Source organism: Natronococcus sp. A-GB1 (genome assembly GCF_029688845.1).
Classification (GTDB): domain Archaea; phylum Halobacteriota; class Halobacteria; order Halobacteriales; family Natrialbaceae; genus Natronococcus.
In genome coordinates, this window is the sequence record NZ_JARUKW010000003.1 from 1 (window position 1) to 12520 (window position 12520).

The window sequence follows — 12520 nt, forward strand, 5'->3', positions numbered from 1 at the left end:
TGGGGCGGTCGTCGACGCCCCCCCCCGGCCAGTCGTACTCGCACTCCAGCGAGATGACGGTGCCGCCGGGCTCGAGAACGGTGTCGAGAAACTCCTCGTAGGCCTCCCCCAGGGTCCGGGATTTGACCCGGAAGTACGCCAGCTTCCGGACCATCAGCCGATCCTGGTTCGGGTCGTGCATCTGGGCCAGCGAGACGTCGGGGTTGTTCTCGAGGAAGTCGGGCGCGTGTTCGGCGCCCCACTCGATGTCCTCGCGGATCTCGTCGGCGCCCATCGAGCGTCGGATCGGCAGGAGGAACGTCTGGGGCAGAAACGGCACTCCCAGCAGGGCCGCGAGATGGACCGCCGCGCCGTTGCTCGAGCCGACGATTACGGCGGGATAGCCCCGTTCGGGGTACTGGTCGACGACCCACTCCCGGAAGCGCTCGACGTCGATGTCGCCGAGGTCGTCGGGGTCGATCCCCTCGTTGGCGCCGCCCGTCGTGTAGATCTTGGCGCGGGTCTCCCTGGAGAGGCCGTTGACCCGCTTTGCGAGCGGCGTCAGTTTGGGGTGGATCATCCCCAGTCGCGGGAACGGCTCACCCCGAAGGGAGCTGGCGGCCGCCCGGACGAAGACCGTCGTCGAGTCGAAGTTCGGCAGTCCGTAGGGGGTCGACTCCTCGTCGGCGAACAGCCGCGAGAGCCTCATCGGTCGCTCACCTCGAACCGTCGCACCGGTTCTGCCGTCTGCGGCGGAACCGGTCGTCGACCGTCGTCGATCATCGGTTGGTCGGAATACCACGGATCGGCGGATAGTACTGTGGCCGGCAGGGTCGACCGCTGCGGGACCCGAGCAGTCCGAGCTTGAGACAACAACCCTCGAGCGGGCGGTGGTACCGGACCTCAACCGGGCCACGTTTCCGCCAACTCAACCCTTAATCGGCAACCGCGAGAACCGCGACCGTGTTCGTCGTTCTGTTCTCGCTCGCCGACCGTCGGCTCTGGCGGGTCTGGAAGCGCGTGTTCGGCCTCTCCTGGCCCGTGATGGCCGAGCAGGTGTTGCGGACACTGATGCGGACGACCGACATGATCGTCGCGGGCCTCTTCTCGCCGGCGGCGGTCGCGGCGGTTGGCCTCGCGGACATCTACGCTCGCTTTCCGCTGCGGTTCGGCATCGGCATCGGCGACGGCGCGATCGCCCTCTCGAGTCAGGACACGAGCGCCGATGCCACCGCGAACCGGGACGAGGCGGTCTCGCAGGCGCTGTTGCTCGGCCTGCTCGGGGGGATCCCGTTCATCGTCTTCGGGCTGTTGGTCAACGAGTACGCGATCTCGGTACTGGGCGCGCTGACCGAGGAGGGGGCGATGGAGGCGGTCGTCGAGTACGGCAGTGTCTACCTGATGGTGATCATGATCTCGGCGCCCGCGATCCACGTCAACTTCATCGCGGCTCGCTCGATCCAGGGCACCGGCGACACGAAGACGCCGATGTACGTCAACGGCGTCGTCAACGCGCTCAACATCCTCGCGACGATCGGGCTGGCGTTCGGTCTCGGCCCGCTGCCGGAGCTCGGCGTTATCGGGATCGCCGTCGCGACCGCCGCCGCGGACACGCTCGGCGCAACCGCCTTCCTCGCGATCCTCGCCACGCCGCGCAGCGGGATTCAGTACGTCGTCCCCCGACAGCTCGTCATCACGAAGCAGCTGATCCTGATCAGCTGGCCCCGGATCGCCGAGGGAGTGACGGAGATGTTCGCCGAGTTCCCGTTCAACGCGATCCTGCTGGCGTTCGGCACCGAGGTCAACGCCGCCTATCACATCGGCCGCCGGATGTACCAGCAGATCGCCTCGCCGCTCGCGCGGGGGTACGGCGTCGCGGCGAACATCATGGTCGGCCAGTCCCTCGGCCGGGGCGAGGGGGCGACCGCCTACTACAACGGGCTGGCCGCGACGGCCCTGAGCACGCTCACCGTCGGCGGGCTCTGTGCCCTGCTGTTTACGTTCGCCGAGGAGTTCGTCCTCGTGTTCACGCGCGATCCCACGACGGTCGGGTACGCGGTCGGCTTCGCGCAGGCGTACGCCATCACTGCATTGTTGATCGCCGCCTACATTACGCTCGCTGGCTCGCTTCGGGGCGGCAGCGAGACGGTCGTCCCGTTCGTCTCGCGGGTCATCGGGACGTTCGTGTTCCTGCTCGGGTTCACCTACGTCGTCGGCGTCGAACTCGGCTACGGTGTCGTCGCCGCCTACGCCGCCATCATCCTCGACTTCGCGTTTCGGGTCGTCTACCTCGGCGTCGTCTTCTACCGACGGCGGTGGGTCGAACGGGGTACCTCGATGATGCGCGAACGGGGCAGCTTCGGCGAGGGCTCGACGGACGCGGACGACTGACTGCCGGGCCGCGGAACTTACTTTACTGTCTCCGAGAAACGGTCGATCATGTCCGACGGAGAGTTCGAGGGCTACGGGGGGAGACACGTTCCGGAACCGCTTCGCGAGCCGCTCGAGAAGCTCGCGACGGCCTACGACGAGGTCGGTTCGACCGCGGCGTTCCAGGCCGACCTGCGGGACCACCTCGAGGAGTTCGCCGGCCGCCCCACGCCGCTGTACCGCGCTGGAAACCTGAGCGAGCGCTACGGCGCCGAAATCTACCTCAAACGCGAGGACCTGCTCCACGGGGGCGCCCACAAGATCAACAACGTGCTCGGGCAGGCGCTGCTGGCAAAACGGGCCGGGCGCGAGCGGCTGATCGCCGAGACCGGCGCGGGTCAACACGGCGTCGCGACGGCGATGGCCGGCGCGCTGCTGGGCCTCGAGACGGAGATCTACATGGGCGCGAAGGACGTCGCCCGCCAGGAGATGAACGTCTTCCGAATGCGCCTGATGGGCGCCGAAGTCAACGAGGTCGAACGCGGCGACGCGGGGCTGGCCGACGCCGTCGACGCCGCCCTCGAGGACTTCGCCGAGAACGTTGACGACACCCACTACCTCGTGGGCAGCGTCGTCGGCCCCGACCCGTTCCCGCGGATGGTCCGGGACTTCCAGTCGGTGATCGGTCGGGAGGCCCGCGAGCAGTTCCGCGAGCGGACCGGCGACCTGCCCGACGCCGCGGTCGCCTGCGTCGGCGGCGGCTCGAACGCGATCGGACTCTTCCACGCCTTCCGCGACGATCCCGTCGAGTTCTACGGCGCCGAGGGCGGCGGCGAGGGCGCAGACTCGAGCCGACACGCGGCGCCGCTGGCGAGGGGGAGAGACGACACCCTCCACGGGATGCGTACCAGGGTAATCGACGACGACGTCGAGGTCCACTCCGTCTCCGCGGGGCTGGACTACCCCGGCGTCGGCCCCGAACACGCCATGTTCCGTGCGGTCGGGCGCTGTGAGTACACCGGCGTCACCGACGACGCGGCGCTGGCGGCGTTCAGAGAGCTGAGCGAGACCGAGGGGATCATCCCGGCGCTGGAGTCGAGCCACGCGGTCGCCCGCGCGATCGAACTCGCCGAGGACGGCGCCCACGAGACGATTCTCGTGAACCTCTCGGGACGGGGCGATAAGGACATGGAGACGGCGGCAGCGAAGTTCGACCTCTGAGACGGTCACCGCAGCCGACTCCGACAGTGTCGCGACTCGCCGCGGGCCCGCCCGGATCACGGCCCGGACGAGCCCGCGAGGTCACAGTTCGTAATCGTCATACCGACTCGTCGCCAACCGACGCGTATGCGGATGGAACTGCGGGTGTGCAAACACTGCTACACCGGGGAGCACGGGAACGAACAGAAAACCGCGATCACGACGGACATGGTCGCCTGTGCCGAGGCCGTCCGGGAGTACAAGGACCTCCTCTCGCTCGACGCGGTCTACATCACCAAGGTCGAGGCCGGCGACGTCGGCGGCTCCGAGGAGCTGCCGATCAACGTCGCGGGGATCGAAGACGACACGATCACGCTGCGGGACACCCAGCTCGTGATCGAGGATGAGGACGGGAGCGTCCTGGTCTACCCCGAGCCGGCGGACATCCTCGAGGTGTTGACCCGGAACCTCGACCAGATCAACGAGCGAACCCGCCAGGACGTCGTCGTCGACATCTCGGCCGACAGCGCGGAACTGATCACCTAAGGTCGACGTCCGTCCCTCGCGACGAAGCGCCGCGCCGTCCCGTTCGCTTCCCGAACACGGCCACGGACCCGGTTCCGACCGTTCCCGGCGGGTCCGAAGCCGCTGCCTCCAAATCGTTTTCGTCACGACAGCTTTACAACCGTGCCATCGCTACCTGTTCGCGATGAACGAGGGCGCGTTTGTCTGTTCCTGCGCCGGAACCTGCGACATCGATCTCGAGGAGGCCAGAGAGGGGATCGAGGACGTCGAGGTCGCCGCGAGCTCGCAGCTGCTCTGCCAGGACAAGCTCGAGGCGTTCGAGCAGGTAATCGAGGAGTACGAACTCGACGAGATGATCGTCACCTGTCCCGAGGCCAAGGCCCAGGAGAAGATCGAGGCCGCGGCCGAGCGACAGGGGCTCCGGGCGGACGACATCGAGTTCGTCGACCAGCGGGAGGGGGCGGGGTGGGTCCACGACCGCGAGGCCGCGACCGCCAAGACCGCGCGGCTGGTCAACGCGGCGAACGCGGGGCGCGAAACCGAGCGGCGCCCTCGATCGAGCATCCACCGGGCCGGCTACGACGTCGTCGTCGTCGGCGATCCGAACGCGGCCGCGGCGATCGCGGACGCCGCGGACGTGACGCTGCTCGCGGACGGCGAGGAGCTGGCGACGGCCGACGCCGACCTCGAGAACGTCGACGTCGAGCGGGGTCGCGTCGTCGACGTCGACGGCAAGTACGGTGAGTTCGAGCTGACCGTCGAGGCGCTCGTCACCGACGACTGCGTCTCCTGTATGAAGTGCGTCCACGAGGGCCCCGACGGGATGGTCACCCGCTACCCGGTCGACATCCACCCCGAGGCCCCGGTCGGCGAGTGGGTGACGGTCTGCCCGACCGACGCCATCGAGATGGAGGGCGTCGAGCGGACGATCGAATGCGATCAGGTGATCCACCCCGGCGGCGAGGGGCCGATCGGCGGCCAGCGCGGCTATCACACCAAGTTCGACCCGGCGACGGTCAACGAGGTCGAACGCCTGCTCGGCGGGTTCGAGGGGATCGACTTCCTCGACCTCGAGATGGAGGTCTGTGCCGCCGGCACGTCCGGCGAGATGGGCTGTAACGAGTGCGTCGAGGCCTGTCCCCACGACGCCGTCGAGCGGGCCGCGATCGACGAGGTCGAGTTTCACCTCGACAGCTGCCAGAACTGCGGCGCCTGTACCAGCGCCTGTCCGACCGGCGCGACCCGGCTCCAGGAGCCGAACAACGAGCGTCTCGCCCGCGAGGTCGAGGCGCTGCTGGCGCCGACGGGCGATGACGGCGGGTTCGTCAGCGGACTGCTCGGGGGCTCGAGCGCGAGCATCGAGACGCCGATGATCGCGTTCGTCTGTTCGGAGCACGCACAGAGCGCGCTCCGGGAGTACGGCCGCCTGGCGGCCGCGGGACGTGCCGACGTTGAGTACCCGCCGATCCTCCCGGTCTCGGTCAACTGCGCCGACACTGTCGGCGAGGCCCACGTCCTCCACGCGCTGGCGGCCGGCGCCGACGGCGTCGCGATCGTCGGCTGCGGCGGGAGCTGTCTCCACTCCGGCCCGGATCCGAAAGCCGAGCTCGTCGAGCGGGTCAACCGAGCGACAGCCGATCTGGGACTGGGCGAGCGAGTCTCCTTCTTCGCGCCCGATCCCGACGAGCCCGAGGCGTTCGTCGAGGAGGTATCCCAGTTTGCCGTCGCGGAGCTCGAAGCGTCGCCGATCCCCGCCGGCGAGCACGAGGCGGACGGCGGGATCGACGACCCCGAGCGGGAGAACCCGCCGTTCGACAGTCACGGCTGGACCCTCGAGAGCGTCCGCGCGATCCTCGAGCACGTCGAGCCCGAGCGGGAGGTGATCCGCGGGCTAAAGGACTTCGGGATCGTCGAGGTCGCGGAGGGCTGTACGCTGACGCCGACCTGTACGAGCTACTGTCCGACCGACGCGCTCCGGCGCACCGAGAACGGCCTCGACTTCAACCACGAGCGCTGTGTCAACTGCGGGCTCTGCGAGGAGGTCTGCGTCGAGAACGTCATGAACGTCGAGGACGGGCTCGACCTGTCGCTGCTGCCGGAGAACAAGCCGGAGGAGCCGGATCCCGCCTGGGAGCGGGTGTACGAGGGGTCGATGCTGTCGTGTGCCGGCTGCGGAAAGCAGTTCACGAGCGAGGCGACAGCCGACGCGATCGAGGACCGCATCGGTGACGTCGTCGCCGATCTCGCCCCCGAGTCCGAGGAGAGTATCTTCCAGTACTGTCCGGAGTGCCGAGCGCGGCTGCTTCACGATGTCTAAGCGGTTCCGCGGGAGGCGACGACAGCCGCAGTCTTCAAGCGGCGTCGTCTCGGCTCTCGAACGATTTCCCGTGTCGAATTTTCGGATCGACCCCGAGCTGTCCTGCGGTCGCTCCAGAACTGATGGATAGTAGTTCGTACTACTCCGGATGTTCGATCGTCCAGTCGGCCTTCTCGGCGGCCGTCGCGAGCGGAACGAACTCCCAGCCGGCGTCGTCGGCGATCCACTCCTCGTCGCTGCAGCCGACGACGACGGTCCGATCGGCGTAGAACATCGAGTCGGGCGTGACGTCCGCGAGGCGCTCGGCCGGACCGGTCTCGGACCCGCCGAAGAAGTCGAGTTCGATCCGCTCGTCGCGCTGGAACTTCCGGATCGCCGGCGTCGACACCGTGCCGACGATCCCGATCCAGTCCGCCCACCCCCTGGCGTCGCCGACCACGAACTGTGGATCCTCGAGCCGGTTGATCGCCTGGTAAGTAAAGGCGAGGGTCATCTCGTCGGCCGTCGTCGCCTCGCCGTGATCGGTCGTTCGGGGCGTGGAGTCGGCCGACGTCGACTCGCCCGTTCCCGATTCGGCCTCCGACTCTGCGTCCGAGCTCCTGCCGGCGCCACCGCCACCGCGGTCCTCCGGAACGCCGACCGGTCCCTCCGTCGCTCCCGGCACCTGGGGAACGCGTCGGGACGGTTCGGCGTCGTTCCCGCTGTCGCTCTCGGAGTCGCCGTTGGCCGCCCCGTCGACGGGCGCGTTGCTCCGCACGGGATCCGATTCGTCTTCCGGATCGCCCTCGCCTCGCCAGAGCCAGTCGCCGTGGTTGGTGGTCTCGCCGTCCTCTTCATCCTCGCCGACGTCCATCTCGTCAAGGTCGATGCTGTCGGTCATCGGCGACGGACGACCTCCTCGAGCGGCCGGCAAACGGTCGAGCATCGGCGGCTGTGGCTGGCGAGTGCCGCCCTCGTTCCGGCGGCTGCTGACCGTTCCTCGGCGCAATCGTCCGTCCGGGTGCGGAACGCCCGGTCGATCGGCAGTGTTGTCACGGCCATCGTCGGTAGTTCGCGGTGTGAAGGGATTAACTTTTGCGGGCTGCGTTCTCCCTGGGGGCGCGACGCAGCGAGCGTGGTGGACGAGCAGCAATGGTAAGAGCGAGGCTTCCGCTTACTCGGCAGATCGCTTCGTCTTCTAAGCACACGACGGAACGAGAAGCGGCGTCTGCCGCTCCGTTACGGTCGCCAGCGACGCGGAGAACTTCGCCACCCCAGCGTCCATCCTAATGTCGTACTACTGATTGATTATTAACTTATCATCCGACTTGTTGGGAGTTAGTCAGGAAGTAACCTATTTTAGTTACCAGTATCCCAAGGATTAATAACTCGGGACCACTTTCGCGTTTCTATGTCTCGGTCATCACTCGACCTTGATCGTCGAGGGTTCCTGAAAGCCGGCGCCGGTGGAACTCTCGCAGCTGCGGTCGGGGGACGAACACTGCTTCAACAGCGCGCCGCCGCCGACGAGGACGACGTCGTCGATCCCGAAGCGGGGGACGAACTGGTAAAGACCGTCTGTACGCACTGTTCGGTCGGCTGCGGGATACAGATGTCCGTCGAAGAGGACGCAGTCGTCGGCCAGGAAACCTGGGAGGACAGTCCGGTCAACCGTGGGGGACTCTGTTCGAAGGGAGCATCATTAACCCAGTCGGTCAACTCCGAACAGCGCCTGAAGAAGCCGTTGAAGCTCGAGGGCGGGGAGTGGACCCAGATGGAGTGGGACGAGATCCTCGAGGAGATCACGGGCCGACTCGACGACATCCGCGAGGAGACCGGTCCCCACTCGACGATGTGGGTGGGATCGGCTAAACACAGCAATGAGGCCGCCTACCTGATTCGGAAGCTGGCCGCGTTCTACGGAACGAACAACATCGACCACCAGGCGCGGATCTGTCACTCGACGACCGTCGAGGGGATCGCGAACGTCTGGGGCGTCGGCGCCATGACGAACAACTCGAACGACATGCGCAACGTCGACGTCAACCTCATCATCGGGCACAACCCGATCGAGAGCCACCCCGTCGCCTGGCAGTACTTCCAGGAGGCCCAGGAGCGGGGCGGCAAACACATCGTCGCCGAGCCACGGTACACCAAGACCGCGGCCGCGTCCGACGACTTCTACCAGTTCCGTTCGGGCACCGACGTCGCCTTTATTTACGGGCTGATCTACCACATCGTCGAGAACCTCGAGGCCCACGACGAGGAGTTCATCGAGAGCCGCGTGATGGTCGACACCTGGGAGGAGTTCCGCGACGACGTCCTCCCTGAGTACGACCTCGAGACCGTCGCCGACATCTGTGGCATCTCCGAGGAGGAGCTGATGGAGCTCGCCGAGGAGCTCGCCGATGCGGAGGTCAGCTGCGTCGAGTGGGCGATGGGCGGCACCCAGCACAACAACGCGACGGGGAACGTCCGGGCCTACGCGATGCTCAACCTGGCGCTTGGCCACGCCGCCCAGTCCGGCGGCGGCACCCCGATCTTCCGGGGCCACGACAACGTTCAGGGGGCGACCGACCTCGGCGTCGACTCGAGTACGCTGCCCGGCTACTACGGGCTCGACGAGGACGCCTGGGAACACTGGGCCAACGTCTGGACTCAGACTCAGAGCACCTCCGGGGAGGTCAGCTACGAGGATCTCCACGATCGGTTCCACGACACCGAGCTGATGGAGAAAAACGGGTTTACCGTCGCCCGCTGGTACGAGGGCGTCCTCGACGACGAGTGGGAGATCTACCAGCCCGACCCGCTCCGGGCGGCGATCTTCTGGGGGCACGGGCTCGCCTCGCTCACCGAGTACAAGAAGGTCAAGCGGGCGGTCAACGAGCTCGACTTCATCGTCAACGTCGACGTCTTCCCGAACCAGGTCGCCGAGCTCGCCGAGGACGACACCGACGTCTACATGCTGCCGGTCTGTACGAACGTCGAGGAAGCCGGCAGCGTCACCAACACCGGCCGACAGGTCCAGTGGCGTTCGCAGGCGATCGAACCCCGCCACGACTCCCGAACGGACTGGGAGCTGATGTGTGACTTCGCCGAGCGACTCGGCTTCGGCGAGCACTTCGACTACGACGAGGTCGAGGACGTCACCCGGGAGTGGAACCTCGGAACGCGCTCGGTCGGCTACGTCGGTCAGACACCGGAGCGGCTCAAGGCCCACCAGCAGAACTCCGGAGTGTTCAGCGCCGAGGACATCCAGGCCGAGGTCGACGAGGATCACGAGCTCCACGGGGAGTACTACGGGCTGCCGTGGCCGTGCTGGCACGAGGACCACCCCGGAACGCCCATCCTCTACGACGCCTCGCTGCACCCCTCCGAGGGCGGGATGGACTTCCGGGCGAACTGGTGGGACGAGGACGATCCCGACGTCGACCCCGAGGATCAGCTCCGGGATCCGTACGAACCCGAGTGGTGGGACGGCGAGATCGAGGGCGTGCCCCAGTATCCGATGTTCTCGACGGTGCTGCCGGACCCCGAGAACCCCGCTGCGGCGACGATCCCGATCGAGGGCGCGTTCGACGAGGACACCTCGGTCGCCGACGTCGCCCAGCAGCTCGACGACGAGGGGTACGACGTCGACCTCGACATCTACGAGGAGTTCGACAACCCACAGCCCGACGCTCCGTGGGGCCGCGGTCGGGCCCGGATGAAGGCCTGGAACCTCACCGACGAGATCCCGGTCCACCGCGAACCCGCGGTGACGCCCCGGCCCGACCTCGTCGAGGACTTCCCGTGTAACGAACGCGTCGAGGACCACTGGCGCGTCGAACTCGACAACGCCGGCGTCCAGCAGGACAACATCGACGCCATCGACGAACTCGTCGAGGTCGGCGACGTCGACCCGCTGGTGCTCACCTCGGGTCGACAGGTCGAGCACAAGGGCGCGGGCGCGGTAACCCGCAGTACGAAAGGAACCGCCTCGCGGGCCCCGATGATGTATCTCGAGATCCATCCGGACGTCGCAGCCGAGATCGACGTCGAGGAGGGCGACTGGATCGTCGTCACGACGCCACACGCCGAGATGCTCGTCCAGGCCAGGCCGACCGGACGGGTCGCATCCGACCACGCGTTTGCCCCCTATCACTGGAGCGGTATCCTCGAGGGCGAGCGAGTCATGGATAGCGTCCCCGACGGGATGGAGCCCCTGGTGATCGGCGAGTCGATCAACTGCGGCACGGCACCGGCCTACGACCGCGAGACCCAGATGCAAGAGACCAAGACGACGCTGTGTAACATCAGGGTCGCCGACGACGGCGAGATCCCCGAGCTGTCGGATCGACAGATCAGGTGGCAGGAACAGCGCATGGATCGGAACAAGCGATAGGTGAGATCAAATGAGTACACAAGAATCTAACAGCGGACCGGCACGAGTCATCCCGAACTGGGAGTCATGTATCGACTGCGGGGCCTGCGAGGTCGCCTGTCAGCGGACCTGGGATCTCCCCCCGGAGAGCGACCGAATCCAGGTCGTCGCGCTCGGTCACGGGACCGAAGAGGAGGCGAACAAGCCGATGCAGTGTTACAACTGCGTCGAGGCACCCTGCGTCGAGGTCTGTCCGACCGACGCGTTGCGCATCCGGGACAGCGGCAGCGTCCGTGTCAAAGCCGACATGTGTATCGGCTGTCACTACTGCGGCGTCGGCTGCCCGTTCGGCGCACCGCAGTACCCGGACGCCGAGGTTCCCAATGCCGAGGAGGCCGAGCCGATGGGATCCCGAAGCGGCGGCCTGATGGACAAATGTACGACCTGCGAGCCGCGTCAGGAGGAGGGGCTCGAGCCCGCCTGCTCCTCGGAGTGTCCGACCGACGCCTTGCTGTTTGGCACGCCCGAGCAGCTCTCCGAGAAGCTCGACGAGGACGGCGTTTCGACGCCGTTCAACGACGAGGCCGCCGAGATCGTCTTCGGCGAGGACGCGGACGAGATCATGGGGGACTAACCGCCGATGGCAACCGAAGTCACGTTCGACCTGCCGTACTCCCAGTGGAATTGGCAGATCGGCGTCTACATCGCGATGATCGGGATCGCCAGCGGGGCGTACCTGATGGGGTACGTCGCCGACCTCCTGGCCTCGCGGCGAGATGCCCATGGGCACGGCCAGGTCGCGAAGTACGGCTACCTGGTCGGACTGCTCGGACTGGTGATCGGGCCGCCGATCCTGCTGTCACACCTCGCAACGCCGTTCCGGGCGATGCTCATCCCGCTGACGATGACGAACTTCGACTCGTGGATGACCATCGGTGCGTACCTGCTCGGCGGACTCGGGCTGGGTGCGTTCCTGATGTTCGTCTGGGTCGCGTTCGGACGGAACCGACCGCACGCACCCGAGCGAGCCGACTCCGGCGCCGTCGCCGCCGACGGCGGAACCGAGCGCGACGCCGCCAGGGCCGCGACCACCGACAGGACCGACGGACTGCGCGGCGTCGCCGACCGCGTCGGACTGCTCGATCTCGTCGACTCGCTCGCCGACACGACCCGTCCCTCGGAGACGGTTCGGCTCGCGCTTGGCGGCGTGTTCTCGATCGCCGCGGCCGGCGTCCTGATCTACTCGGCGATGGCCTACGGCTCCGGAATGACCGAGCGGGTCGCGCTGTGGGACAAGACGTTCCTGCTCCCGGTCCAGATCTTCAGCGGCCTCGGCGTGGGACTGGCGGGAGCGGTCGGGCTGGCGGCGGTGGCTGGCCGAAACCCCGGCCGTGCGGTTCGGCAGTACTCGCTCGTGATCGCCGGACTGCTAGCAGCGACGCTGGCGATGGTCGTCGCGACGATCGTCCTGTTGCCCGGGCAGAGCCCCGCAGCTGAGCCGGGGATCAACAACCTGCTCACCACCTACGCCGTTCCGTTCGTCGGTCTCGCCGTGATCGGCGGGCTGGTCGTCCCGATCCTGCTGTCGGTCGGCGCGGTCGTCGGCCAGCGACGCGACGCGCTCTCGCCGACGGCGGCGACGGCGACGTACGCTACCGTTGCGCTCCTCGCGGTCGTCGGCAAGATCTCGCTGGCGCTGAGCTACCTGCTCGCCGCCGAGTTCGAACCGCTCATCCTTCCGCTGTAGGCGGGCTCGAGCCAACTGTTTTAACCCGAACTACACCCTC

Annotated in this window: 7 protein-coding genes and 2 pseudogenes; 7 read left to right on the forward strand and 2 right to left on the reverse strand. The window is 67.3% G+C overall.

The window, feature by feature from the left end:
* Positions 1-688: pseudogene (locus QA600_RS04490) on the reverse strand (hypothetical protein); the annotation flags it as partial.
* 254 nt (positions 689-942) lie between these two features.
* Here QA600_RS04490 and QA600_RS04495 point away from each other — a divergent pair.
* The 4 genes and pseudogenes from QA600_RS04495 to QA600_RS04510 form a co-directional block, all read left to right on the forward strand.
* Complete coding sequence (locus QA600_RS04495; protein WP_278290767.1) at positions 943-2370, forward strand: MATE family efflux transporter; 1428 nt, start codon at positions 943-945, stop codon at positions 2368-2370.
* A 48-nt stretch (positions 2371-2418) separates the two neighbouring features.
* On the forward strand, positions 2419-3570 hold the full coding sequence (trpB, locus tag QA600_RS04500; protein WP_278290768.1) for a tryptophan synthase subunit beta: 1152 nt from the start codon (positions 2419-2421) through the stop codon (positions 3568-3570).
* Positions 3571-3696: 126 nt separating this feature from the next.
* A complete protein-coding gene (locus tag QA600_RS04505) occupies positions 3697-4095 on the forward strand; it encodes a hypothetical protein (protein ID WP_005552824.1) in 399 nt (132 codons plus the stop codon).
* 163 nt (positions 4096-4258) lie between these two features.
* Positions 4259-6385, forward strand: a pseudogene (locus QA600_RS04510) (hydrogenase iron-sulfur subunit); the annotation flags it as partial.
* Between the two features lie 145 nt (positions 6386-6530).
* On the opposite strand, the gene QA600_RS04515 reads toward QA600_RS04510, so the two are convergent.
* Complete coding sequence (locus QA600_RS04515; protein ID WP_278290769.1) at positions 6531-7271, reverse strand: hypothetical protein; 741 nt, start codon at positions 7269-7271, stop codon at positions 6531-6533.
* A 510-nt stretch (positions 7272-7781) separates the two neighbouring features.
* Here QA600_RS04515 and QA600_RS04520 point away from each other — a divergent pair.
* From QA600_RS04520 to QA600_RS04530, 3 genes are read left to right on the forward strand one after another with little or no spacing between them, the layout of a single operon-like run.
* Positions 7782-10754 carry a molybdopterin-dependent oxidoreductase gene (locus tag QA600_RS04520; RefSeq protein WP_278290770.1) on the forward strand — a complete coding sequence of 991 codons (2973 nt, stop codon included), beginning with the start codon at positions 7782-7784 and terminating at the stop codon, positions 10752-10754.
* Between the two features lie 10 nt (positions 10755-10764).
* A complete protein-coding gene (locus QA600_RS04525) occupies positions 10765-11367 on the forward strand; it encodes a 4Fe-4S dicluster domain-containing protein (RefSeq protein ID WP_278290771.1) in 603 nt (200 codons plus the stop codon).
* Between the two features lie 6 nt (positions 11368-11373).
* Complete coding sequence (locus QA600_RS04530) at positions 11374-12480, forward strand: dehydrogenase (protein ID WP_278290772.1); 1107 nt, start codon at positions 11374-11376, stop codon at positions 12478-12480.
* Positions 12481-12520 lie beyond the last annotated feature (40 nt).